Origin of the sequence: Chryseobacterium sp. T20 (genome assembly GCF_047345655.1) — a bacterium.
Classification (GTDB): Bacteria; Bacteroidota; Bacteroidia; order Flavobacteriales; family Weeksellaceae; genus Chryseobacterium.
Window position 1 is genome coordinate 49,345 of the sequence record NZ_JBLFDU010000005.1, and the last position, 24,567, is coordinate 73,911.

At 35.4% G+C, this 24,567-nt stretch carries 23 protein-coding genes; 14 read left to right on the plus strand and 9 right to left on the minus strand.

Translation table 11 applies throughout. From position 1 onward, the window contains the following. Window positions 1-56: 56 nt before the first annotated feature. On the minus strand, window positions 57-1,739 hold the full coding sequence (locus ACMA47_RS13375) for a S8 family peptidase (RefSeq protein WP_413930165.1): 1,683 nt from the start codon (window positions 1,737-1,739) through the stop codon (window positions 57-59). Between the two features lie 307 nt (window positions 1,740-2,046). Between ACMA47_RS13375 and ACMA47_RS13380 the strand changes: the two genes are divergently transcribed. Beyond that, window positions 2,047-2,442 (plus strand): VOC family protein, encoded by a 396-nt coding sequence (locus ACMA47_RS13380; protein ID WP_413930166.1) that lies wholly within the window; start codon window positions 2,047-2,049, stop codon window positions 2,440-2,442. 197 nt (window positions 2,443-2,639) lie between these two features. Continuing rightward, a complete protein-coding gene (locus ACMA47_RS13385; RefSeq protein ID WP_413930167.1) occupies window positions 2,640-3,509 on the plus strand; it encodes a DMT family transporter in 870 nt (289 codons plus the stop codon). Window positions 3,510-3,587: 78 nt separating this feature from the next. Here the strand turns inward: ACMA47_RS13385 and ACMA47_RS13390 are convergent, their stop codons facing one another. After that, a complete protein-coding gene (locus ACMA47_RS13390) occupies window positions 3,588-4,370 on the minus strand; it encodes a YdcF family protein (RefSeq protein WP_413930168.1) in 783 nt (260 codons plus the stop codon). A 665-nt stretch (window positions 4,371-5,035) separates the two neighbouring features. On the opposite strand from ACMA47_RS13390, the gene ACMA47_RS13395 reads away from it, so the two are divergent. Continuing rightward, window positions 5,036-5,797, plus strand: a complete 762-nt coding sequence (locus ACMA47_RS13395; RefSeq protein ID WP_413930169.1) for an O-methyltransferase — start codon at window positions 5,036-5,038, stop codon at window positions 5,795-5,797. Window positions 5,798-6,415: 618 nt separating this feature from the next. Here the strand turns inward: ACMA47_RS13395 and ACMA47_RS13400 are convergent. Next, complete coding sequence (locus ACMA47_RS13400) at window positions 6,416-6,655, minus strand: SymE family type I addiction module toxin (protein WP_413930170.1); 240 nt, start codon at window positions 6,653-6,655, stop codon at window positions 6,416-6,418. Window positions 6,656-6,805: 150 nt separating this feature from the next. Between ACMA47_RS13400 and ACMA47_RS13405 the strand changes: the two genes are divergently transcribed. The 8 genes from ACMA47_RS13405 (at window position 6,806) to ACMA47_RS13440 (ending at window position 13,918) form a co-directional block, all read left to right on the plus strand. After that, window positions 6,806-7,216 carry an XRE family transcriptional regulator gene (locus ACMA47_RS13405; RefSeq protein WP_413930171.1) on the plus strand — a complete coding sequence of 137 codons (411 nt, stop codon included), beginning with the start codon at window positions 6,806-6,808 and terminating at the stop codon, window positions 7,214-7,216. A gap of 6 nt (window positions 7,217-7,222) precedes the next feature. Continuing rightward, window positions 7,223-8,419, plus strand: coding sequence for a helix-turn-helix domain-containing protein (locus tag ACMA47_RS13410; RefSeq protein ID WP_413930172.1), 1,197 nt, complete (start codon window positions 7,223-7,225; stop codon window positions 8,417-8,419). Between the two features lie 214 nt (window positions 8,420-8,633). Continuing rightward, window positions 8,634-10,748 carry a carboxy terminal-processing peptidase gene (locus tag ACMA47_RS13415; protein ID WP_413930173.1) on the plus strand — a complete coding sequence of 705 codons (2,115 nt, stop codon included), beginning with the start codon at window positions 8,634-8,636 and terminating at the stop codon, window positions 10,746-10,748. 150 nt (window positions 10,749-10,898) lie between these two features. Then, a complete protein-coding gene (locus ACMA47_RS13420) occupies window positions 10,899-11,228 on the plus strand; it encodes an ArsR/SmtB family transcription factor (RefSeq protein ID WP_413930174.1) in 330 nt (109 codons plus the stop codon). A gap of 244 nt (window positions 11,229-11,472) precedes the next feature. Continuing rightward, complete coding sequence (locus ACMA47_RS13425; protein ID WP_413930175.1) at window positions 11,473-11,946, plus strand: SRPBCC domain-containing protein; 474 nt, start codon at window positions 11,473-11,475, stop codon at window positions 11,944-11,946. Window positions 11,947-12,236: 290 nt separating this feature from the next. Beyond that, on the plus strand, window positions 12,237-12,815 hold the full coding sequence (locus ACMA47_RS13430; RefSeq protein WP_413930176.1) for a YdeI/OmpD-associated family protein: 579 nt from the start codon (window positions 12,237-12,239) through the stop codon (window positions 12,813-12,815). A gap of 15 nt (window positions 12,816-12,830) precedes the next feature. Further along, complete coding sequence (locus tag ACMA47_RS13435; RefSeq protein ID WP_413930177.1) at window positions 12,831-13,229, plus strand: DoxX family protein; 399 nt, start codon at window positions 12,831-12,833, stop codon at window positions 13,227-13,229. 134 nt (window positions 13,230-13,363) lie between these two features. Further along, a complete protein-coding gene (locus ACMA47_RS13440) occupies window positions 13,364-13,918 on the plus strand; it encodes a DUF4256 domain-containing protein (RefSeq protein WP_413930178.1) in 555 nt (184 codons plus the stop codon). Window positions 13,919-13,927: 9 nt separating this feature from the next. On the opposite strand, the gene ACMA47_RS13445 is transcribed toward ACMA47_RS13440, so the two are convergent. Beyond that, the gene (locus tag ACMA47_RS13445; RefSeq protein WP_413930179.1) at window positions 13,928-14,890 is read right to left on the minus strand and encodes a hypothetical protein; all 963 of its coding nucleotides are present in this window, start codon (window positions 14,888-14,890) and stop codon (window positions 13,928-13,930) included. A 158-nt stretch (window positions 14,891-15,048) separates the two neighbouring features. Here ACMA47_RS13445 and ACMA47_RS13450 point away from each other — a divergent pair, with 158 nt between their 5' ends. Next, window positions 15,049-15,552 (plus strand): hypothetical protein, encoded by a 504-nt coding sequence (locus tag ACMA47_RS13450; protein ID WP_413930180.1) that lies wholly within the window; start codon window positions 15,049-15,051, stop codon window positions 15,550-15,552. A 47-nt stretch (window positions 15,553-15,599) separates the two neighbouring features. Here the strand turns inward: ACMA47_RS13450 and ACMA47_RS13455 are convergent, their stop codons facing one another. Next, window positions 15,600-16,628 (minus strand): threonine aldolase family protein, encoded by a 1,029-nt coding sequence (locus ACMA47_RS13455; RefSeq protein WP_413930181.1) that lies wholly within the window; start codon window positions 16,626-16,628, stop codon window positions 15,600-15,602. 85 nt (window positions 16,629-16,713) lie between these two features. Between ACMA47_RS13455 and ACMA47_RS13460 the strand changes: the two genes are divergently transcribed. Beyond that, entirely contained in the window at window positions 16,714-17,367 is a 654-nt protein-coding gene (locus tag ACMA47_RS13460) for a metal-dependent transcriptional regulator (protein ID WP_034697829.1), read from the plus strand. A gap of 300 nt (window positions 17,368-17,667) precedes the next feature. On the opposite strand, the gene ACMA47_RS13465 is transcribed toward ACMA47_RS13460, so the two are convergent. Beyond that, a complete protein-coding gene (locus ACMA47_RS13465; RefSeq protein WP_413930182.1) occupies window positions 17,668-20,094 on the minus strand; it encodes a TonB-dependent receptor in 2,427 nt (808 codons plus the stop codon). 325 nt (window positions 20,095-20,419) lie between these two features. Between ACMA47_RS13465 and blaIND the strand changes: the two genes are divergently transcribed. Then, window positions 20,420-21,148 (plus strand): IND family subclass B1 metallo-beta-lactamase, encoded by a 729-nt coding sequence (gene blaIND, locus ACMA47_RS13470; RefSeq protein ID WP_413930183.1) that lies wholly within the window; start codon window positions 20,420-20,422, stop codon window positions 21,146-21,148. A gap of 52 nt (window positions 21,149-21,200) precedes the next feature. On the opposite strand, the gene ACMA47_RS13475 is transcribed toward blaIND, so the two are convergent. The 3 genes from ACMA47_RS13475 to ACMA47_RS13485 all read right to left on the minus strand — a co-directional run bounded on the left by ACMA47_RS13475 (window position 21,201) and on the right by ACMA47_RS13485 (window position 24,545). Continuing rightward, window positions 21,201-22,376, minus strand: coding sequence for an aminotransferase class V-fold PLP-dependent enzyme (locus tag ACMA47_RS13475; RefSeq protein ID WP_413930184.1), 1,176 nt, complete (start codon window positions 22,374-22,376; stop codon window positions 21,201-21,203). 100 nt (window positions 22,377-22,476) lie between these two features. Continuing rightward, complete coding sequence (locus ACMA47_RS13480; RefSeq protein WP_034697821.1) at window positions 22,477-23,616, minus strand: hypothetical protein; 1,140 nt, start codon at window positions 23,614-23,616, stop codon at window positions 22,477-22,479. Window positions 23,617-23,642: 26 nt separating this feature from the next. Beyond that, complete coding sequence (locus ACMA47_RS13485; RefSeq protein ID WP_413930185.1) at window positions 23,643-24,545, minus strand: TssN family type VI secretion system protein; 903 nt, start codon at window positions 24,543-24,545, stop codon at window positions 23,643-23,645. Between the last annotated feature and the right edge of the window lie 22 nt (window positions 24,546-24,567).

Consider the following 24,567-nt stretch of genomic DNA (forward strand, 5'->3'; position numbering starts at 1 on the left):
TTGAAAAAAAGCTCGGATTATAAAATCCAAGCTTAACATTCTATATAATAAAAAAGCTATAGTTTAATAAACTTTTCAACAACCCTTCTTGAGCCTTCAGTTGCATTAAAAATATAATTACCTTTCACTAATTGAGAAATATCCAGTTTTTCATTTGGCAAAATTTCACCTTTTAAAACAATCTGTCCGGCCATATTAATAATCTCAAAATGAATATCCTCCTTTTCTTTACTCTTAACTGATATATAGTGATAAGCAGGGTTAGGATAAATTTCAAATTCTAAAGGTGGCAGGGAATTGCTTTTTACAGAAAGCGTTGCTGCTTCAAGTTGTAATATTGCAGCTTTAACATTCGGTAATGGACCTATTTTGGTACTCAGGTCCCCACCTTGAGGAATTCCGGTACTCACCAAAATATTTTTCATTGCTGACGGAGTCATATATCCTCCGGTAGTCTGATAATAAAAAGATTGAATAAGTATAGCTGCTGATGCTACAACAGGAGTCGCTGAGCTGGTTCCACTGAACATGATATAGGTTCTGTTGGCATCATTATCATATTTGGCATAAGATCCATACCCGGCAGATAAAACGCCAGTACCCCAGCCCTGTACATCAACTCTTGAACCATAAGTACTAAAGCCTAGTCTTGAATGCTCAGTAGTATTGTAGCCCGCTCCTACAATAATAGCACCACTATTTCCTCTATTGGTATAATTTGCATAGGATGGATCATTGAGATTCTGATTGCCGTTTCCTGCTGCTGCGATAATGATAATACCTGAATCAGTGGCAGCTTTTGTAAGATCCCAGATCAGATTTTCATATTCGGCAGGTACATAATTAGGATTTTGATCAGTAGAATTAACACCTCCGGTCTGCATTTCGTATAATATAATATCTCCGGCCTGAGATGCATTAATAGATCTGCTTACTGCAGAAACTCTATTGTAACCCACAGTAGTCCATTCCATATAACCTTTTATTTCAGAAGCATTGTAAGCAGCTCCTGTAAGTCCGATATTATCTTTTATAGAACCTAAAATACTCACAACTGCAGTTCCGTGGTCACGGTAATTATTATTGGCTAATGCCGCATTAGGAGAATAACCAGATTCAAGCTGTATAGAGTTTTGATTAGAAAGCATTTCGTGGGTTTTGTAGAACCCATATTCTACATCACGCACACGGATATTCTGTCCTGTGATTCCTTTTGACCATGCGTATTTGGCATTGATTCCCGGATTGTCATTCAGATAGGTCTGCAGGTTTTCCAGATCAGGAGTTATCACAAATGCAGTGGTAAAAGGTGGTTTAATTGGCTGATTACTTATAATAGAGGCATATTCGATCTCTTTAAATTTTTCAAAAGCTTCAGCCAGTTTTAAGATAGTTTTATTATCCTCACTGGGGATCTGAACTTTATAAATACGTTTAAGTTTCTGTACAGACTCACCAGATGCTTTATTCTTTCGGCTGTTTTCATACATTTCATTCAGTTTACGATCATCAAAACCTAAGCCTTGGGTAAAAGAAATCCCATTTTCTTTTATAAATGTTGCCATTTCAGGATTCTGATTCAAAACCTGTTTTACAATATCATCACCCTTTATTTCCTTAGAAAAACAAATATACAATGTATGCGAGTCGGAATTCGTTTGTAATTGGAACTGATTTTTTCTACTCTGTCCAAAAATTGTAACACAGCTAAAGACAACTAATAAGATAGTTTTTTTCATAATTTTTTAACATTTTTATTGTGAATTTTGAAACGAATATAAAAAAATCCAACCAATAGTCAATAAAAAATTAGATAATTTTTCAAACCACCATTTTTTCTGTTTTGCAGAAAAAGCCTCAACACTATTCCTCTACAAATCCATCCAGCCCTTCATAATCCGCAGAGTTTTAATCTATCAATATATTATGTTAAATTGAAGCCATTCAAAGTCTCATATTAATCTTAAAAATACAAAATCTTGCCACATGGCAGTTTTTATTCTGTAAAAACAGAATACCTTTATCCTAACCAAAAAATAAAATAGTATGAAACCTAAAATGATATGGGTCAATCTGGCCGTAACCGACCTTGAACGCACACAGAAGTTCTATACTGAGCTGGGATTCAAACCCAATAATCCTCATAGTTCCAATGAGCTGGTAAGTTTTTTTATGGCTGGAAATGAATTGATTGTTCACTTTTTCTTAAAAAATGTCATAGAAAATAACCTGAAAAGCATGAAATTTGGAGATCCTCAAAGCTCCAACGAAATTATATTCACCCTTTCTGCAGAAAGCAAAAATCAGGTGGATGAATGGGCTGAAGAAGTAAGAAATGCCGGAGGAACCATTGTTTCAGAGCCTGAGAGCTTTGGAGAAAATTACTACGGTTTTGTGTTTGCAGATCCTGATGGACACAAGTTCAATGTATTTTTTATGTAGATTTTCAAAATATTTTTCCCTATATTTGACATTCAACAGATCAATATGAACCGCTCGAACTGTCTGCCTCCTCCGGCACCTTAATATTTTCAATTTAATTTGAAGTGTACTCATGTCGTTAATTTATTAATGATAGTGTTTGTCGTGCTTCACATTCTAACAAAAATATTAATTCCAATTTTACAGTTCATTCTCTAATGAAAAAATCATATTTATTATTACATCTGGCCGTAATTCTGGCCGGATTTACAGGTGTATTCGGGAAATTGATCACTCTTAACGAAGGTTTGCTGGTCTGGTACAGACTCCTCTTCTCCTCTATTATTTTGTTCTTTATTGTCAAACTCTTGAAAATCCCAACGGATATTCCTTTCCGGGGAAAAATTCAGATCTCAAAGGCAGGATTACTGCTTACCTTACATTGGCTGTTATTTTATGCCAGTATAAAATATGCGAATATATCCATTGGTGTAGTATGCTACTGCCTGACAAGTTTTTTCACCGCGGTATTCAAACCTATTCTTGATAAGGAGAAATTCAAACTTTCAGAATTGCTTCTCAGTACACTGACCATTATAGGGATCAGTTTAATATTTCATTTTGATACTTCCTATCAACTTGGGATTATATTAGGTGTCTTTTCATCTGCATTCGGGGCTTTGTATACGATTTATAACAAACGTCTGGTGAGTCATTTTGATACCAAAATCATCAACTATTATCAGATGATTGCCGGTACTTTATGCTGGGGAGCGTTTTTGCCCATATATCTCCTCTATTTTCAGTCAGATAGCATAGTTCCTGACTTAAAAAACACGGCTTATTTGGGCGTTTTATCGCTTTTTTGTACCGTTGGCTTATATGTGATGTTTGCAGAGGTTTTGAAGAAAATTCCTGCATTTACCGTCAATTTAACATACAATCTGGAACCTGTGTATGCTATTATTATGGCGTTCTTATTTTTCGGAGAAAGTAAAGAAGTCAATCTTTCGTTTTATATAGGATTGGTGTTTATTATTGCTTCTGTGGTTTTGCAGACGGTAATTTCTATTAAGAAAACAAAATAAAAATCAAAGCTTTTTAAACCAAAACCGGACACTTAAAATAACTTAAGTGTCCGGTTTTTATATAATAGTTTTAAATAACTATCCATTCAATCCCAAGCTATTATACAGCTGTACCTGCCATATTCCCAACACTTCTTTGAGCATCACAAAAGTAAATGCCGCATTATAACTGTTAGGAAATACAGTAATTTCAGTATCTATAAAATCTGAGGCCTGTGGAACAGGATTTAATCCAAATGTCTGAAACAAAGCCATAGACCTTTTCATATGAAACCCGGAAGTAACCAGGTATACATCAGAAGGCGCCATCTGTTGCAAGATCTTGCTGGAATATTTTGCATTTTGATACGTATTCATGCTTTTATCTTCTTTAATGATATCAGCATCTGATACTCCCATTCTTTTAAAATTTTCACTGAATAATTCTGCTTCACTTTTGTGTCCTCTACCTTTTCCGGAAATCAGTATTTTACAAGGTAGATTATGGGTCTTGTATTCATGGTACAGCTGATAAGCCGTTACCATTCTGGAATAAGACATGGTGTGCAGCTTTTCTGTGTGTTCAAAATCTACAACTCCACCGCCTAATACAACAATAACGGGATTTTGAGGAGCTTTATTTTTAGTCACAACAGTGCTCACATAATTTTTCTGCAGATATCCGGAAGTCAGTTTTCCCAGAAAGCCATTTCCTATAAAAATGATCATTAAAACGGCAAAAAAGCCAACTCCTATTCTCAGATTCTTATACTTGTTTTTTCTTTTGAGCAAAGCAATGATAACTACTGCAAGAAATACTAAAAAATAAGGTTCTGTAAAAAGCTGAACAACACGGAATAAAAGGTCTAATAAAAATTTCATTTTCGAATACTATTGATTAATGCCGGAAGGCATAGAAACCTCAAAGATAAGGCAATTTCCTGAGTATAGTTTTCCACAGCACCAGACCTCTAAAAATGAACAGAATAATTTCATCTCATTTTTCTTTCTGTTTATACAATTATTTTATACATTTGCAACCATCAAACAACACACTTTTTAGTGTGTTAATGAAAAAAACAAATACCTACCCAGTGAAAAAGCAGAATAGTATCGCCGTTTTTATGACCGTACTCCATATATTTTTGGACAGACATTTTTGTAAAGAAAAAAACAAAAACTCTTCCTCCAATATAAAGAAATGATTTCTCCTTTACACAGCTGAAATCAGAGAATCTTATCTTTTGCGAATCAAACTGATCCCACAAATTATCATCTAAACATCTGCCTAATCACAAAAATCTGATAGCGACTCTCCCGCCACTTCACCTGACACACTCACAGACTTATCCAACCTCCTAAATTAAAGCAAATCAATGCTTTAAAATTTCACCTTTATATCAAAATAAGATATTTCACTGATTAATTACCGGACTCCATTTATTAAAAAATCTTAAACAGATTTACTCTCAAAATTAATATTGCCTCAATGTAATATGGTTTTTAATAGGATACATTTGTCTTGTAACTTTAATACAATCAATGAAATGTCAACAGTTCTCAAAACATTTGTAGCTTATCTTAAAAGACCTGCTCTTTATCCTGAACTGGGCAGAAAAATCATTAAAAATACGGTAAGCAGAAGAAGTCCGTTCAAAGGAAAAGCAAAAACAAATTCCTGGGCTGCCTCCATAGCAGTTTCCCAAAAAGAAGCTGTTTCCAGACTTTTCTCTATGAATACAGATCATTTCAGATCTACCTATGCTGATATCCTGGAAAAAGCCAGCTTAAAAGAAAAAGAATGTCCTATTACAATGGGTGGACCTGGTGCTCTGGAGCTCATTTATTACGCCTGCGAATTTACCAAAGCACAAAACGTTCTGGAAACAGGTGTGGCTTATGGATGGTCTTCTCTGGCCATATTACTATCGCTTCAAAAAAGAAATGGTACACTCTATAGCTCAGATATGCCTTATCTTGCTCAGGATGGCGATCAGTATGTAGGATATGTTGTTCCTGAAAACCTTAAAAAATATTGGCAGTTATTCCGTTTTGCAGACAGAGAATCATTACCTAAAATTTTTAAAAAAGTTTCCTCTTTTGATGTATTCCACTATGATTCTGACAAAAGTTACCACGGAAGAATGTGGGCTTACCATCAGATTTATAAAAGACTGAAGCCTGGTGCCGTCTTTATTAGTGATGATATTGGTGACAATTCTGCTTATCAGGATTTTTGTATCAAAAAAAATATAGATACTTCTGTTGTCGAATACAATGGAAAATATATCGGTATTTTTATAAAATAAATAAAATATCATAAGAAACTAGCCATTGATAAATTCTTAAACCATTAAGAATAGATAAGTTATTAAGAATATTAAGTGAATATCTAAAGACATTCTTGAAACACAACCCTTCATTCAAATTTATTTGAATCTTAACTTTACTTAAAACCTTAAGCCCTCCTTAAATGGTTTAAAAAAATAATCTCCCGCAGATCAAACAGATATCACAGATTATAACTCTAAAAAGATCTGCATAATCTCCAAAATCTGCGAGAAACTATCTTTCGCTTCATCAGGCAAGTTCACTTGCCCATCCTTAGCCTCCTTAAAGTATAAAATCCTTCAATTGAAAACTTTGCGTTTAATTCAATAATAATAAAATATCCCGCAGATCAAGCAGATATCGCAGATTATAACTCTAAAAAAGATCTGCGTAATCTCCAAAATCTGCGAGAAACTATCATCCGCTTCATCAGGCAAGTTCACTTGCCCATCCTTAGCCTCCTTAAAATACAAAATCCTTCAATTGAAAACTTTGCGTTTAATTCAATAATAATAAAATCTCCCGCAGATATCGCAGATTATAATTCTAAAAGCATCTGCGATATCTCCAAAATCTGCGAGAAACCATCAAAAAAATCATACTGATCCTTCAAAATCCACTTCCCTTTCCAGGATAATCTGGTTTCTGCTCACCGTAACCAATATTTTATCTCCCGCCTTAAAACCACATTGCTGTACCCACTTCCCTGCTATTCTTATTTCGGGGAAGTATACTATTTTGCCATACGCTCTTGAAAACGATTTGAGGAAAACCGTAAGGTAACGATTGTTCAGTTCATTATATTTGCTGCTGTTCATTCTTCTTTTTCTTTTCATATGTGTTATTTTTCTACAAATGAAGGTATAATAAGAAGGATAAACCATCTGAGGAAAGGATATTTTATTCTGAAACAGGGATATTTTAGAATAGTATTTATTTTAAAACAGCGCTTTATTTTTTTGATCTAAAGCTTTATATTTGTTATTATGAGTTACACAGATATGCAAAATAAAAAAATACACCAAGATAGAAATATAAAGCGTTTCCGCGAAATGCTGGGAATCAAACAGGAAGCATTGGCTTTTGAACTGGGCGACGACTGGAACCAGAAGAAAATCTCGCTTTTAGAGCAAAAAGAAACCGTAGAATCTGAGATTCTGGCGCAGGTAGCTCAAATCTTGAAAGTTCCTGCAGAAGCGATTGAGAATTTTGATGAGGAACAAGCGGTGAATATTATTTCTAACACCTTCACAAGCAACGATACATCAACTTTAAATGCTATAAATGTACAACCCACTTTTAATCCTCTTGATAAAATGGTGGAGCTTTATGAGCGTATGCTTCAGCAGCAGAAGGAAATGATTGAGAAATTGGAGAGATTAATTGAAAAGAAATAATAAAAGATGACCGATCTTTCAAATTTAATACAATATGAAAATGAGAATACAGCTTTAGATTTCAAAGCTATACAATATAAAAAAGATAATAACGAGAATTTTTTAAAAGACATTATATCATTAGCAAATGCTATAACTAAAAATCAAAAATTTATAATTATAGGAGTAAAACATTACTCAAACGGTGAAAGAGACCTATTAGGAATTGATGAAAATTTTATTGACGATGCCTCCTATCAACAATTAGTCGACTCAAATATTGAACCTCACTTATCATTTAAATATTTTCCATATAAATATGAAAATAAAATTTTTGGCATTTTTCAGATATTAGAATGTTCCAATCCCCCTTATATGATGAAAAAAGCTCTTGGAAAATTAAATTTAGGAGATTCATTTATTAGAAGAGGATCGCATCAGACAAGACTAGCCAGAAAAGATATTGACTATTATGAAAGTACACGAAATAAATCTGATATTTCTGATAATATACTTATTTCCTTTAGCGAAAAAGAAAGTATTGCTACTCTAATTACTCAAAGAAATGAATTTGAATTACCTTCAACTCTAAAAAAAAGGGAAATAGAATCAGTTATTAAAAAAAAAGAAGAATCAAATTCTCCATTGAAAAATTTTACAATTTCTTCATATAACCCATTTAGCTTTGTACCATACGAAAATCGAAGTCTTGACGATTTGCGATTAAATCTTAATAACGTAATGAAAGACTATGAAGAGGAAGACAATTACTACATTTTTGAGCAAAATGCATATAAAATTAATTTCTACATACATAATAAAAGTACAGAATTTTTAGAAGATGTTTCTATTGAAATAACTGTAAAGAAAACAGATCAATTCTTGATTAGAGACGATATATATGTTAAGTCAAAAAAAAATCATCCGCTTATAAAAAATATACCAAGAGTTGCAACATGGGAAGAAATAAACTATCCATCTGTTAAATCTAAAGATGAAGAATATATTATAAATAATGAATTAAAGCATGTAAAACATCATCTTCCGACAGAAATTCTATCAGTACCTATCCGAGTTGTATTATTTTCGAGAACAGAAATATTAATAAAATTTCAGATTAAAGTTTTTGCTAAAAATTTAGATAAGCCTATAATTAACATACTACAATTAACATTTCCTGAACGACTTAAAATCTTATTTAATATTAAAAAAATTTTAAGATGACATTTATTGACAGTATAGATCTCCAAACCTTAAACTTATCTTAAAATCCCACTCCACAACTACTTATTATCAATATTTTTCATACATTCACATGATTTTATAAAAGCATATTGAAAACTCTTGTTTACTACTATTTTCAATCATTAAATTGAAAATAGATCAATTAATAGCAACAAAACAAGCATAGTTTTCAATTAAAAGCACAATCAGAGATATGTTGAAAAATTTTAGAACCGTTCGTTTATTACTTCTTCTTCCGCTTACATTTTTCGTGTTCGGTTTCCGTCCTCCCCTTAATGAAGAAGAAAAGATGCAGATCATCATGGTCAATACAAAGAATATTTTGTCTTATCTGCATTACAGCCCCAAACCTATTAATGATGCGTATTCAAAAGAAGTGTATAAGCAGTATTTTGAATCAATAGATCCTACAAAAACCTATTTCCTACAATCTGATATGGATGAGTTTCGTAAATATGAAACCAAACTGGACGATTATCTGGGCACCGGAGATTTGACTTTTTATAAGCTGACAGTCGATAAATTGTATCAAAGGATTGATGAAATTGATAAAATGACCAAAGACATTTTCAGTAAACCTATCAATCTGGAAGAGGATGAAATACTGACTTTAGAGCCCAAACTGAAAAATGCACCTGCCAATAAGCAGCAGCAGTATAATGAATGGAGGAAATATGTGAAATACAATATTCTACAGGAAATAGAATCCTTGAACAGGAAAAGCGAAGAAAAGAAGAAGAAAGATTCTGATAATAAAGAAAACAACAGTAAGCCTGAAGTACTGAGCCAGGACGAAAAGATAAAAAAAGCGACAGAAAATGTTAAAGATCTTCTGGAAGAAAAATTTATCAGATTCCGAAAAAGGCAAAAAATGGATTGGTTTACCGTATACATCAATGCTTATACCCATATTTTTGATCCGCATACCAATTATTATTCGCCGCAGGGAAAGAAAGATTTTGATATGGATTTCAAAGGAAAAATCATCGGGATAGGTGCCGTGATTCAGGAGAAGAAAGGAAACCTCTATATCGGTACGTTATCCATTGGAGCTCCGGCATGGAAGACCAAACAGCTGACTGAAGGAGATAAGATCTTAAAAATAAAATCTACTCCCGATACTGATCCTGTAAACGTTGTGGATATGCTTTCCAGCGAAGCCATCAAATTAATCAGAGGTGAAAAAGGAACGCCAATCACTTTAACCGTACAGAAAAAAGACGGAACGATTCAGGATGTAACCATAATCCGTGAAGAAATATCGATTGAAGATACTTTTGCTAAAAGTATTATTATCAACGCATCCGATAAAAAATACGGACTTATTAATTTACCTAAATTCAATGCTGATTTTGAAGATAAGGACGGCAGAAATGCTTCTGATGATATTAAAAAAGAAATCATCAAGCTTAAAGAACAAAATATCCAGGGAATTGTTTTAGATCTTAGAGGGAACTCTGGCGGTTCTTTATCTGAAGTTGGTGATATTATGGGGCTTTTCATGGATGCAGGCCCTTATGTGCAGGTGAAGGACGGAAATGGAAAGATTACCACTTTAAAAAATAAAAATGAGGCTCCCATCTGGAAGGGTCCACTTGTGATTCTGCAGAATGAATTGTCTGCTTCTGCGGCAGAAATTTTAGCCGGTGTGATGCAGGATTACGGAAGAGCAGTTATCATGGGCTCTCCTGTTTCGTATGGAAAAGGAACAGTGCAGGTATTTGTAGATTTGAACAGGTTTTTAAATACGGAGGAAGATTTTGGTTCCATAAAGCTAACCATTCAGAAATATTATAGAATCACCGGAGAGTCTACCCAGAGAAAAGGAGTAAGCTCAGATATCCAGATGAAAGATGTATTTTCTTATGCAGACATTGGTGAAAAATATGATGACTATGCATTAGCCTGGGATAAAATACAGGGAACAAATTTCAACAGACAAAACTCTTTCAATATTCAGGCTTTGCAGAAAGTAAGTGCAGAGAGAATTGCTAAAAACGATAATTATAAGCTATTACTTGAATACGCTCAATGGAAAGAAAATCTGGGTAAGGAAAAAACAGTGCCTTTGAGCATTCAAAAATACAGCGATCTGATGAAGCAGAGAAAAACTCAGGATGATAAATTCAAAGGATTAAAAACATTAGAAAGCGGTCTTACATTTACCATGTATCCAAAGGATATTGAAAGAGAGAAAAATGATGCCGCATTCAAAAATAAATCGGAGGTATGGATTAAAAATCTGCAAAAAGACCTCTATCTGCAGGAAGCTATACATATAGTTGAAGATCTGGAAGTAAGATCTTAAGCATACTTCCCTATCTTAATTTAAAAATTCAAAGCTCAGCAATGTATTCCATTATATTGTTGAGCTTTTTTCATTATAATCAAAAATTTATTACAAAATATTTGCGTAGCTAAATAACTACACATATATTTGTAGTCAAATAACTACACGATGAATTTAAGAAGAGATGTATTTCAGGCGATAGCAGATCCTACAAGACGATCTATATTGATATTGGTAGCGACACAGTCGATGACAGCTGGAGCCATTGCCTCCAATTTTGATACGGCACGCCCCACTGTTTCAAAACATCTCCAGATCCTTACAGAATGTGAACTGCTGCGATCTGAACAAAACGGTAGAGAAATTATCTATCACCTAAATCCCAATAAAATGAAAGAAATAGCCGATTTTATAGAACCTTTCCGCAACATGTGGGACGAGAAATTCAACAAGCTGGAAAGTGTGATGAAGGCCTTCCAAAACATGAGTAAGAAATAATATGAGATAAAAGATGAAAGACGAATAGATGAGAGACAATGGATGTCAAAGTTTAAATTGTGAACATCAATAGCAATAGTGAATTTTGCTTTGCAAGTGAATCGTCAATGAGCAGTGAAAGGATAACAACATTAAACTTTAAACCTTGAACTCTCCTACTCTAACACAAAATAACCCGGATCTCGCATCCCGAACCCTTGAACTCTCCAACTCTAATACCCTCAAACTAAAGAAAACCCAAAATATGGAACTTAAAACAAAAATCCAGGCAGAAGACGGCAAACAGGAAATCTTCATTATCAGAGAATTTGACCTTCCTGTAGAACTTCTTTTCAAAGCGTATACAGAAGCTGAACTGTTCGAACAATGGATGGGAACGAAAGTAACCCAATTTGAAAATAAACAACATGGAAGTTACCGTTTTGAAACCTCAAATCCTCAGGGTGATGTGGTTTTCAGTGCTAATGGGACTATTCATGACATTGTTCAGAATGAGAAAATTATAAGAACTTTCCAGATGGAAAACACTCCTTTTCCGGCTCAGATCGAGTTTTTAGAATTTGAAAAGTTAACGGACACTACCAGCAAAATTACCATCCAAACCATTTATAAATCTGTAGACTTCAGAGATCAGCATCTGAAAATGCCTTTTGCACAGGGTATTAATATCGCGCATAATCGTTTGCAGGAATTGTTAGGTGGTGAGAGAAAGAGATAATAGACGAAGAGATGAGAGACGATACGGGATACGAGGTTCGAGGTTTATATACTATCCTGATTAACTCGAATCTCACATCCCGAAACGCAAAACTCACCCACTCTAATACTCTCAAACCCTCTAACCTAAACACCCCGCATCTCGAATCCCAAAACCCAAAACTCTCCCACTCTAACACTCTCAAACCCTCTAACCTAAACACCCCGAATCTCACATCCCGAAACCCAAAACTCTCCCACTCTAACACTCTCAAACCCTCTAACCTAAATAACCCTCAAACATACCACACCATGAATCCAAAAGTTAATTTTTTCTTCGAAAATGCCGGACAATGGCAGGAAGAATTTGAAAAGTTAAGAGCGATTGCCCTTAGTACTGAGCTTGTAGAAGATCTAAAATGGGGCTGCCCATGCTATACCTATGAAGGGAAAAATATTTTCCTGATCCACGGTTTTAAAGAATATTGCGCGCTTCTCTTCTTTAAAGGAGCTTTGATGAAAGATCCGGACAATATCCTTATTCAGCAGTCTAAAAATGTACAGGCGGCAAGACAGATTCGTTTTACCGAAGTAGCACAGATTAATGATTTAGAGGAAGTTATTCGCTCTTATATGTTTCAAGCCGTTGAAATAGAAGAATCAGGTGCTAAAGTGGAAATGAAGAAAACAAAAGAGTTTGAAATGGCTGAAGAATTTCAAGAGAAACTGGATCAAAATCCTGCATTACAGGACGCTTTTAAAGCATTAACTCCCGGAAGACAAAGAGCTTACCTACTCCACTTTTCTTCTGCCAAACAGTCCAAAACCCGTGAAGCGCGCATTGAAAAATGTATTCCACAAATCATGGACGGAATAGGATTAAACGACTAACTATAAAAAACAATCATGAACACACCACAACCATCACAAAAAAGAACAAAAATCATCTATTGGATATTCACCCTTTGGATGGCTTTGGGAATGGTTTCAACAGCCATTGTCCAACTGATGAAAAACAAAGATGAACTGGCCAATTTTACCAATCTCGGCTACCCTTCTTATCTGATGACCATCATCGGAATATGGAAAATTCTGGGCGTTATGGCCATCTTAATTCCTAAGCGCCTGCTTTTAAAAGAATGGGCGTATGCTGGATTTTTCTTTGTCATGTCAGGTGCTGTCATTTCCCATCTTATCGTTGGTGACACGGCAGGACGAACTTTTCCAGCGGTATTATTATTGGTATTGGTTCTTATTTCCTGGTATTTCAGACCAGCAGAAAGAAAAATTACTATTACTGATTAATTATTTTATAGATTAACAGTCAGAAATTTTATCGCAGATAAAATCCTTGCGTCTTTAAACAAGCCATTATTAATAAAATTTGCGTCTTCGCGATTTCCAACAACACCAATCAACATAACAAAATAAAATTTGACATGAAAAATAAACTGACCCAGGAACAAATCAACGAGCTTTTGAAAACCCTAAAAGCCCGTTTCGAAAAAAACATGAACCGTCATAAAGACCTGAAATGGGAAAAAATCCAGCAAAAACTGGAAGCCAATCCCGAAAAGATCCGCTCTTTATACGAAATGGAAACCACAGAAGGTGAACCTGACGTGGTAGATTATAATAAAAAAACGGATGAATACTCTTTCGTTGACTGTTCTCCGGAAAGTCCAAAACGCCGAAGCTTATGCTATGATTATCCTGCCTGGGATGCCAGAAAGGCCAACAAACCGGAAAGCAATGTGATTGATACCGCTTCTGAAATGGGCATTGAACTTTTGACAGAGGAAGGATATCGTCAGCTTCAGGAATTGGGAAAATTTGACCAAAAGACTTCAAGCTGGATCAAAACACCATCGCATATCCGTGAACTTGGAGGCGCTATTTTCTGCGACAGACGGTATAACACCGTATTTACTTATCATAACGGTGCCGATTCTTATTATGCGGCAAGAGGCTTCAGAGGAGTATTAAAAGTATAAAGGAAATTGTTAGCTGGGATCTCTCAACCAGGGAGATTCCACACTCCAGAAAATAATGTTAACGCCAAGATAGTTTTCAGCATATTCTGTAAATTCTTCTTTGGTAAAAGGTTTCTTCGTTTTCGGATTTTTATAAGTCAGCGTCGGCTCCTGAACGGCCATGGCCACCAGAGAAAGCTTTCCTTTGTATTGATTAAAAAAAGGATAAGAATTTTTCATTTGTGCTTTTTTATCCGGAACAATATCAGGTCCACCCAATCCGATATTATTTTTATAAGCAAAATCGAACAGTCTGGACATATACTGGTGATCATTTTCCCATTCACACGGAAAGAAATTGACATATTGCAATACGTAAGACTGGTGGAAAGCAGTTCTTGCAAATTTTAAATTTTCCAATTCGGCCTGAAAATAACGGTCGCAGCTAAAGCCTGTTTTATCTTTTTTCATATCAATATCTATCGCTGTTTCCGGAAGATTAATCCCTTGAATTTTTCCGTCAAATTGCTTTGCCAGCTCTCCTATCAGTTTCTGAAATCTCATTCGGACCGCTGGATTCCATTGCTGGGTAGCCCAACCATTTCCAACAGGTTTATTTTCTCCCGGATTATCATACTGAGGAACCAATCCTCCTGTGTATTCTTGATCTTTCAACACATACTCAGGAATATATTTTGCCTGTGGCTCAAAAAATCTGTCCTGAAGCTGGATAAATAGTTTTTTGTTGAGGCTCGTCAGGTAATTCAGATCTTTCTCAATAACAGAAAAATCATATACATCTTTTGATGTTTCCAAAGCCTTCCAGTTATAGACAATCTGTACTCCGCCAATATCTTTACGGGTAATCATCTTTTCAATTCCATGCAGATCTCCCGAGGAAGTATAAATATAATTCTGAGGAGTTTGTCCTTCCACAAAACATACACCTAAAATAAATAATCCTAAGCTCAGCACTTTAGCAATCTTTTTCATTAAAATCAATTTTAAAGAGTAAATCATTTTCCGTGCCTAAAAACATTGATCAGCTTAATGGCTTTTGAAAATTATTCTTATTTATCAACAATATTCTTTAATATATAAATAGTATTGTTATTTTTGGAAGGTAAATTTGATTTTTAACAATTAAGGATATGAAAAAATTAATGTTATTGGGCGCTGTATCAGCTTTTTTAATCAATTGTAATAAGAAAACTGAAGCACCGGCTCCCAAAGTGGAAGCAGATACCATTGCTGTGGAAGAACCTGTAATAGATACTCTTGGGCCAAAATCGTTCTGTTATATCGGGGCTACAGGAAAAGACAGTGTTTTTGCTTCTATCGATGACAATTTAGGAACAATCACCGGAAAATTATCTTATAAAAACAGCGAAAAAGACAGCTCAAAAGGAGATGTAACAGGTTTTAAATCAGGAGACACTCTAAAACTAACTTATGAATTCAGCTCTGAAGGAAAAAAGAGCAAAAGAGACATCTACTTCCTTCAAAAGGATAATGTTTTGACGGAAGGTATCGGTGATCATAAAGAAGAAGACGGGCAGTCTAAATATGCTGATGAGAAAAAGATAAGCTATAAAGACGGACAGAAGCTAAGCCCTGCAGATTGTAAGGTCGTAAGTGAAGCTTTGAAAAAATAATCTGTTATAAAACAAAAACAGCCTTTTTTCAAGGCTGTTTTTTTATGCTAATTCTGTTCAATAATTTCAATAAAGCGGTTCACAGCTTCATCTCCTGTGCTCCATGAAGTAATAAGACGAATGGCTGAAAAATTTTCATCTACTTTTTTCCAGACATAGAATTCAAAATTTTCTGATAATACCTCAATAAGTTGGTTATTGAGAATAGGGAAAATCTGGTTGGTATAGGTATCGGAAAGAAAAGCAGTTCCTTTTTCCTGCAAAGCCTTTTTAATTTTCATCGCCTGTTGATTGGCATGTTTCGCCAGATCAAAATACAGATCGTCTTTCATCAGTTCCATAAACTGAATTCCCAACAGCCTTCCTTTTGCCAGTAACGCTCCTTTCTGTTTGATATTAAAAGCAAAATCTTCCTGTAGCACAGGATTATTTATTACAATTGCCTCTCCAATCAAAGCTCCGTTTTTAGTTCCTCCAAGATAGAAAACATCAGTAAGAGCAGCTACTTTTTCCAGGGTCAGATCACTGATCTCTGCTGTCAGCCCATGTCCAAGCCTTGCTCCATCCATAAACAGATATAATTTATTTTCCTTACAAAATGCGGAGAGTTCTTCCAGTTCTTTTGCCTGATAAATTGTCCCCAGCTCTGTAGAATTGGAAATATAAACCAATTTGGGCATTACCTGATGTGGCACATTACTGTGCCCCTCTAAAATTGGAACAATATCTGAAGGTTTTATTTTTCCATCTGCCGTTTCAATGCTCAATATTTTATGGCCTGTAGCTTCAATAGCTCCTGTTTCATTATTCAGGATATGCCCGGGAGCAGCAGAGATAACACACTGATAAGGTTTTAGAATGGCAGAAATAACAATTAAGTTAGCCTGTGTTCCACCTGAAACCAAAAAAACTTCCGAATCCGGGTTGTTGATTTTTTCTTTAATTAATGCTTTCGCTTTTAATGAATACTCATCTTCTCCATAGCCAGCCTGCTGTACAAGATTATGCTGTGAAAGTGCCTGTAAGATATTAGGATGGCAACCTTCAGAATAATCGTTTTTGAATGAAAATTTCATAGAGTAAAAGTAAAAAAAGTTAAAATAACAAGAGTCAACTTTTCATTTTATTTTGTTAGATTTGTACTGAAAATCATCTAACATTTTGAAAACAACCCTAACAGAAGAGAATTACCTGAAAGCTTTGTTTCATTTAGTTGACAATGAAGGAAAGGTTACGATTAATGAGCTCAGCAAATTTTTAAATGTAAAAATGCCGAGTGTCAATAACATGATGAAGAAATTTGCGGAAAAAAAGTGGGTTATTTATGAAACCTACAAACCCTTAATCGTTACAGAAAGCGGAAGACGTGAAGCTGCCCTGGTCGTTCGTAAACACCGACTTACCGAAATGTTCCTGGTGAAGAAAATGAATTTCGGCTGGGAAAATGTTCATGAAATTGCAGAACAGCTTGAGCATGTGCATTCTCAAATCTTCTTCGATAAAATGGACGAAATTCTGGATCATCCTAAATTTGATCCTCATGGAGAACCTATTCCTGATAAAGATGGTAATATTATCGCCCAGGATCTACAAAAATTAAGCAGTTGTGAACCAGGAGAAAATGTAACTTTTGCTTCTGTTACCCTTTCCGACGATGCTTTTCTGACGTATCTCAACGACAGAAAATTGCTGCTCAATACAAAAGTGAAAATTGTAAAAATAGAAAGTTTTGATAAATCTATGACGATAGAAATTGAAGGCAAAACAGAAATTTTAAGCAAAAAAGCGACTGAGAAAATACTCGTAAAGAAATAAGTCATTAAAACTGAGAAAATAAACCTCACAGGTTTTAAAAACCTGTGAGGTTTGCTTTAATTCATCAAAAAATTTAAACCATTAAGGAAGATTTAAGAAATAAAGTATAGTTAAGATAAATCATTCTGATTTTAAGCTTACAGCGAAACTTTACTTAATGCTCTATCCTAAATAAACCTAGCAGGTTTTAAAAACCTGCTAGGTTTGTCATTTTACAAAAAGCATCATAAACAACTTAATTGACCTGATAGATCAAGCGCAGACATTTTTTACCTCTGCTCCTGAAGTTCAGTATCAAGATTAAAAAGGAATAATTAGTTTTAAAGAGACATTTCTTCCCATATTATAGATATTTCCCAAATACTTTAGCCTGCTGAGATGAGACTGGTAAGCGCGGTCAAATACATTATTGACCTGAAACTGCAATACAGCAGAATGGCTTTCAGAATAATGAAGCTCTACGGATGTCCCGATATTGAACAATGTATAGTCCCGTGTAGCAGTTTCGGTATTATCCAATCCCAAATATCTGTTTTGAGCTGCTGAAAATTCCATTTCTGCGATGGGAGTTACCGATGAAATTAATTTTGAGCTTACATCTATTTTCTGAGACAGATTTCCGGATAGTTTTAATGGAGAAATCAACGGTAAGTATTCTCCCTGAGTTTCTTTATTTTTAAATCTTTGATCACGATTGAACCCATAAATAACAGATAAACTGGTTTCAAAATTAAACCCTTTCCATTTCTCAGGATGTAAGGACAGCCACGCTTCCATACCATAAAGCTGCGCTGAAGCCTGCTGATATTGGTAGGTTTTGTTTCCCTGTGAATCTACAACAGGATTTCCCTGTGAATCTACAAGTAATGACAGATAAATATAATTCTGAATATTATTGTTGAACCAGCTTACCTCCGCTGAAAAGTCTTTGAAACGGGTACTGATTCCAAGATCTTCCTGTAATGAAAATTCGGGATCAAAATCTCTGTTTCCTTTGTAGATAATATGAGCTCCGGGATCCAGCCCGTTCGAACCAATTTCTGTAATATTGGGAGCCCTGTAGCTTCTTCCCACATTAGCTTTAAGACTGATATGTTTCGTCAGTTGAAATGCTGATCCTATGCTAGCTGATAAACCACCGAATGTTTTGTGATAAGCCGCAAAGCCAAGTCTGGTATCCGATGATGGCTGAGCAGCCTGTTCTTCAAACTGTGTTACAGGGTTGGTTTGTATATAGAAGTTATCCCATCCGATTTTCCGGATATCATACCGGATTCCTCCACTGATGTTCAGTCTTTTGTATTTCCATTTGATATAGGTATAAACACCACCTTCACTCAGATTGTAATCGGGAATAGGAAAATCTGTCGCCGATTCATTTTTATTATTCTGCATCATTCCATTAATCCCTGCGGAAATTTCGAGAGCAGAAAATTTAGGAAAATTGTAGCGTAATCCATAGTTTAAAGTATTTAGTCGGACGTACATCCCTGGTTGTGAAGGCGCTGTAGGATGGTTATATTCTCTGCGGACATTCTGTTGCAAAGCCAGCTGTACATCAAGCTCTCCTTTCCCGATCTGCTGATTATGTTGAGCATACAGTCTGTAATGCTGAATTCTCTGGTGCAAAGGGGAAAGTCTGTATGAATTAAGATCTTTTTCTGAAACAGCAGGTCTTTTTTCTATATCATCATCATCTCCCTCACCTATCTGATATGTGAATTTTCCGGTTTTTGGATCTCTGCTACCATCAGGAATTCCCTGCAGATTGTCATATAATGTAAAATTGATTTTGGAAAAGCTGGTTGATGTTTTGCGCCCCAAAAGGAAAGAAAAGTTTTTTTCTTCAAAATTGGTGTTGTATACCCGTCCATCTACAGCATTTCTATAGTTTTTGGCCATTCTGTAAGAAGCGTTTAAAGAGGCTATGAAAGAATTCTTTTTATAGCCCAGCTGCATTCCGTTACCGATAAGATCGTTATTTCCCTGATATTCACTAGTTATCTTGCCGTGTACGATACCATCATTCTGAGAAGGCATATAAGGAAAAAGACTGACTACCCCTGCCAAAGCATCAGAACCAAACATCAGGCTAGCAGGCCCTTTGATCACCTCTGCCCGTTCTACAATATATGGAGCGACCTCTATACCATGCTCATCTCCCCATTGCTGACCTTCCTGACGTATACCGTCATAAAGAGTCAGTACCCTATTATATCCTAGTCCGCGGATAAAAGGTTTTGAAATATTAGGTCCTGTTTCTACCACACTTAATCCCGGAGCAGATTTCACCAATGAACTGATGATGTTTGTAGCCACAGCTCTTTCTATTTGCCTGGTAGAAATACTAAGAATAGCAACAGGCGTCTCTTTAATCAAAGTTTCTCTTGAAACTCCTGTTATGGCTATTTCATCTATGCTATGAGCATTGCGGAGCACGATATCCGGAATCAGTGTCATTTTTTTATCAACAGTGATTTCCTGTTCATACATCTCATAGCCTTTGGCTTTTACTAAAAGTCTGTAATTTCCGGAAGCCAGATTTTTGATTGTATAAGCCCCGTTTTTATTGACCATCGTTTTTCCCGGAGTATCTCTCAGCATTACTTCAGCAGGTATACTGTCTCCATTTTCAAAAAGTACCTTCCCCACCACTTCTGATTCCTGAGCACTGGCTATCGTAGCAATAGAGATCGCAGAAGCTGACAACATCAATTTGAATTTCATATAACATTAAGGTTTTTTATTGTATCCGTTAAACTTTTAAAAGAATGATTATTAACAAAAGCCAAAAGTAATAAAAAAAACAATATTGCAACATTGTTGCGTTATTTAATTTTAAACTTGTTATCTGAAACAGTGGGAATAGGACTACAGCTGTGAGAAAAAACATCTTTTCTTCAAAAGGAAATATCCCTATAATTGTTAAAAAACGGTTAAACTCCTCTTCCCTAAATACCGGAAATTTTATTTTTACCTAGGTTTGCAAAACTTTCCATATTCTTTGTCTTTCCGGCAAATACAAACATTTTAATTATTACTTTAAAAAATTATGAAAAAAAGCATTCCGTTTTTTATTATTTCGATGTTGCTAAGTCCATTGGCAACGGCTCAAACCACTCAGGTAAGAGACTTTGTCATTGAACCACAGATTCAACCCAATTTTTATATTTATAAAACTTTTGGAGTATTCGGAGGAAAAGAATATTCTACCAATGCCGTTTATCTGGTGACCAAAAAAGGGGTTGTTTTGTTCGATGTTCCTTGGCAGAAAACACAGTATCAAAGTCTTTTGGATACTATTCAGAAAAGACATAACCTTCCTGTTATTGCAGTATTTGCTACGCATTCGCATGAAGACAGAGCCGGAGATTTAAGCTTTTATAATAAGAAAGGGATCAAAACCTACGCTACAGCGAAAACCAATGAGCTTTTGAAGAAAGATGGAAAGGCAACTTCTACTGAACTTATTAAAACAGGAAAACCTTACCGCATTGGGGGAGAAGAATTTATAGTAGACTTTCTTGGGGAAGGACATACTGCTGATAATGTAGTGGTTTGGTTTCCAAAATATAAAATACTGGATGGAGGATGTCTTGTCAAGAGCAAAGCAGCCGTTGATCTTGGCTACACGGGAGAAGCTAACGTTGCCCAATGGCCGCAAACCATGACAAAACTGAAAAATAAATATTCACAAGCGATCTTGATCATCCCTGGACATGATGAATGGAAAGGAGGCGGACACGTAGAACATACGCTTGATCTTCTGAACAAAAAATAAATTTGAAGAGCCCTGGCGAATGCCAGGGCTCTCCGATTTTAAAACCATCATTTTAATGGTGTATATTTTCTAAAAGTTGTGATACTTTTTCAATTTCTTCCATTGTATTGAAATAATGAGGAGATAACCGGATCGCATGATCTACATTTTTAGAGGTAAAATCAATTAATGCATCCTGTCTGCGGTTTTCCTTAAAAAACACTTTATGATCACTCAAAGCTTTATGAATCTTTTCAACCTTTCCATCTGCCTGGCAAAAAGTCACAATACTGCTTAATCTGTTTCCTTTATCCAGAACTCTGAAACCATTATTCTGCAGATTAATTCTTAAAGTATCGGTCAATTTCCGGTTGTAATTCTCAATTTGATCCATTCCAATTGCATTGGCATAGCGTAAAGCCTCTGCAAATCCAGCTAAAGCAGCATAAGGTCTTTCAAAAAGTTCAAATCTTTTAGCAGTATCATTGAGCTGAAAATCATCAAATGCGATCCATAGAGCACCAAAGCTATCTAAAAACAGAGGATACATTTTCTGGTTTAATACTTTATCTGAAACGTATAAAAATCCGGTTCCTCTTGGTCCCCGCATAAATTTCCTTCCGGTTGCCGTCAGAAAATCACAATGGATTTTTTCTACATCCACCACGATCTGTCCTACAGACTGACAAGCATCCACAAGATAAAGAACATCATACTGTTTACATAACTTCCCCACTCCTTCTACATTCTGAATTAAACCGGAATTGGTAGGAATGTGAGTAACAGCAATTAATTTGGGATTATGTTTTTTGATCAGATTTTCAAAATCTTCAAGATCCAATTCATGGTCAGGAAGATTAGCAACCCGGATGATTTCGATCTGATACCTTTTCTGCAAAGAAATAAAAGCAATCTGATTAGATATATAATCATCATTGGTGGTGATGATACAATCTCCTTCTTTAAAATCAATACTGGATAACGCTTTTGCATATCCATCTGTAGAACTGCTTACAAATGCAATATGGGAAGGTTTTGTATTAATCAATTTTGCAGTCTCTTCATAAAACTGATTGATGAGACCTGGGTTTTGCACCGCCGCTGCATATCCTCCCAATTCCTGTTCTTCATATAAAAACTTAATGGTAGTCTCCACAACGGATTTAGGCATTAATGAAGCCCCTGCACTGTTTAAAAATATCTTATCTGAACATCCCGGAGTATCCTGTCTTATAACCTCTAAATTCATTTTTATCAATCCTTACAACAAATTTACTTTTAATTTTTTCTAAATAGGTCTATAAAAAATCCCGAATTTTCATTCGGGACTCTATTTTTACTCAATGATTTTAATCTAAAACGCTCCAACCTCTTTTTGGATTCGTGTTGGTAGAAACTTCCTGCTCATTAACGATGATATTTTCTTTTCTCTGACCGATATAATCAAGCTCGCTCAGTTTAGAGAAGATGATTTCAAGGCTTCTCAACATCTGTTGAATATAAAGCAATGGTTCACCACAATTATGGTGATCATAGTTTGTTTCTGCTACAATAGACAACTGGTTCAGTAAGGTATGAGGAGCAATCTCACTCCATTCCAAACTGTAGTTCAGCATTTCCTCCAATTCTGCAGGAACAAGAAGCTGGGTTGAATTGTATAAATGAAGTGCCAGTCTCGCAAAAGACTCAATTAAAAATACTGGCGGTTGCCAAGGTGTAATATTTCTGAACTGGAAATACATATCTCCGAAAGTATTCACCATGGTAGTACACAAAAACTTAACGTTTTGTGCCAATGCTGTATTCTGATTTTTATGGGATGCTTTCTGAATGATTTTAAAAGCATACTGCTGAAGATTTCCTATAGACTTCGCATAGCTGCTGTAATAGTCTACCAAAGCCGGATGACTCTGTACAGAAGTACAAGGCGGAATAAAGTTGGAATCCACCTGAGCAATATTTCCTTTTAAATCTACCTTACCGATGATAAGATAATTTCCTCCTGAATAGCTGCTGTTTAAAGACGTTACAGGAAGAAGTTCAATATGGTGATTTGGCTGTGCACTTGGATGGCGTGGCGGAATTTCCTCAGGATCAATATCTCCAAAAGGTACTTTATCAAAAGGATTTACAGAGATCAAAATATAATATTCACCATCAGCCTGTTCTTCATTCATTGATTTTGCCAATGATTTCACGCTGATTCTTCTGTCTGTCAGTTCAATACGGTACCCTGCCATTGTCACAGCGCTGCAACGCTTGATTACAAGCTGTACATCATTGGTTGCCGTGTTGTGAACGTCAAAAATGGTACGGTCTGTAAATTCGTTGGAAATAGGTAAAAGCCCGTAGTTATATGTAGTAATTCCAAGGGAATTGGAATCTCTGATGGTATCAATTAAGAAATTATCCTGATCATTAAGGTGCCTCTGGGAAACTTTCATCCCATCCACCCAATTGATTGCAAAATGTTTAATAGGCTGTATCATGTTTAATACTTTTTAATTTTTTGTGTTTATGATTTTCTTGTGACTCCCTCCTCTTCATGCTGAATAACTCTCTTACAAATCACCACTTCATTTTCAGAAATGCTGTTTGTCGTAATGTCGTGGTCGAAATCTATATATTTTCTAAAGCTGAAAAACGATTTTTTAGTGTAGAAGATCCAGTAATAAGGCTCATTTCCTTCATCTGAAAGGTGAATAATAGACCCTGGATTTTTGTGGTTATAATCATCTACTACCCTGTAGAACCAATCTCCGAAAGTAACTCCTGTAGGAAGTGTTTTGGCTTTAATTCTGAAACGGTTGGTATCCTCTAATTTTTTGCTCAATTCAACATTCAGTACCATTAATCTGTCAAAATCTGCCCCTTCAAAATCAGGCAACTTCTGTTCAGGTGAATATCTCCATGTTTTATAAATATCAAAAGGAATACTGATAAACTGGATATAGCAGTAATAAAATACCATAGGAACCACAAAGATCACCATACTTGTTGCTGCCATCACAGCATATCCTGTACCTTTACTCATCCAGTTAAAAATCAGGGTGAAAAGATATCCACCCAAAGCCATACACGTTAATGAAAGGATAGACTCAAACAGAATACTCATTGCCAGAGAATCGATGTGCTTTTTGAAATATTTATGTAACAGATTCACATGAATAATCCCAAAAATAAGATAGATCACCTGTGCAATAAGATACCAGTACGGGTTAAAAAGGTTTCCTGCAAAACCAAAAACGCCTGGGATAGCCAGACATAAGCTGCAAAGGAGTACATATATAATGATCACTTTAATTTTGATCGCAGGTTTATTTCTCCTGATTACACCGAGTATAACCATCATAATAATTGCGATTAAAGGCATTAAGATATACCTTAAAAAAATACCTTTTACTGAAGAAATTTCCATTTGTTTCTTTTCGAATTTATAC

Bases quoted from the DNA above. Each gene is read 5' to 3' on its own strand.
- ACMA47_RS13395 (WP_413930169.1), top strand. From the start codon at position 5,036: ATGTCAACAGTTCTCAAAACATTTGTAGCTTATCTTAAAAGACCTGCT.
- ACMA47_RS13480 (WP_034697821.1), bottom strand. From the start codon at position 23,616: ATGATACAGCCTATTAAACATTTTGCAATCAATTGGGTGGATGGGATG.
- ACMA47_RS13445 (WP_413930179.1), bottom strand. From the start codon at position 14,890: ATGAAAAAGATTGCTAAAGTGCTGAGCTTAGGATTATTTATTTTAGGT.
- ACMA47_RS13430 (WP_413930176.1), top strand. From the start codon at position 12,237: ATGAATCCAAAAGTTAATTTTTTCTTCGAAAATGCCGGACAATGGCAG.
- ACMA47_RS13455 (WP_413930181.1), bottom strand. From the start codon at position 16,628: ATGAAATTTTCATTCAAAAACGATTATTCTGAAGGTTGCCATCCTAAT.
- ACMA47_RS13410 (WP_413930172.1), top strand. From the start codon at position 7,223: ATGACCGATCTTTCAAATTTAATACAATATGAAAATGAGAATACAGCT.
- ACMA47_RS13400 (WP_413930170.1), bottom strand. From the start codon at position 6,655: ATGAAAAGAAAAAGAAGAATGAACAGCAGCAAATATAATGAACTGAAC.
- ACMA47_RS13415 (WP_413930173.1), top strand. From the start codon at position 8,634: ATGTTGAAAAATTTTAGAACCGTTCGTTTATTACTTCTTCTTCCGCTT.
- ACMA47_RS13390 (WP_413930168.1), bottom strand. From the start codon at position 4,370: ATGAAATTTTTATTAGACCTTTTATTCCGTGTTGTTCAGCTTTTTACA.
- ACMA47_RS13375 (WP_413930165.1), bottom strand. From the start codon at position 1,739: ATGAAAAAAACTATCTTATTAGTTGTCTTTAGCTGTGTTACAATTTTT.
- ACMA47_RS13380 (WP_413930166.1), top strand. From the start codon at position 2,047: ATGAAACCTAAAATGATATGGGTCAATCTGGCCGTAACCGACCTTGAA.
- ACMA47_RS13435 (WP_413930177.1), top strand. From the start codon at position 12,831: ATGAACACACCACAACCATCACAAAAAAGAACAAAAATCATCTATTGG.
- ACMA47_RS13465 (WP_413930182.1), bottom strand. From the start codon at position 20,094: ATGAAATTCAAATTGATGTTGTCAGCTTCTGCGATCTCTATTGCTACG.
- ACMA47_RS13405 (WP_413930171.1), top strand. From the start codon at position 6,806: ATGAGTTACACAGATATGCAAAATAAAAAAATACACCAAGATAGAAAT.
- ACMA47_RS13440 (WP_413930178.1), top strand. From the start codon at position 13,364: ATGAAAAATAAACTGACCCAGGAACAAATCAACGAGCTTTTGAAAACC.
- ACMA47_RS13475 (WP_413930184.1), bottom strand. From the start codon at position 22,376: ATGAATTTAGAGGTTATAAGACAGGATACTCCGGGATGTTCAGATAAG.
- ACMA47_RS13385 (WP_413930167.1), top strand. From the start codon at position 2,640: ATGAAAAAATCATATTTATTATTACATCTGGCCGTAATTCTGGCCGGA.
- ACMA47_RS13425 (WP_413930175.1), top strand. From the start codon at position 11,473: ATGGAACTTAAAACAAAAATCCAGGCAGAAGACGGCAAACAGGAAATC.
- ACMA47_RS13485 (WP_413930185.1), bottom strand. From the start codon at position 24,545: ATGGAAATTTCTTCAGTAAAAGGTATTTTTTTAAGGTATATCTTAATG.
- ACMA47_RS13450 (WP_413930180.1), top strand. From the start codon at position 15,049: ATGAAAAAATTAATGTTATTGGGCGCTGTATCAGCTTTTTTAATCAAT.
- blaIND (WP_413930183.1), top strand. From the start codon at position 20,420: ATGAAAAAAAGCATTCCGTTTTTTATTATTTCGATGTTGCTAAGTCCA.
- ACMA47_RS13420 (WP_413930174.1), top strand. From the start codon at position 10,899: ATGAATTTAAGAAGAGATGTATTTCAGGCGATAGCAGATCCTACAAGA.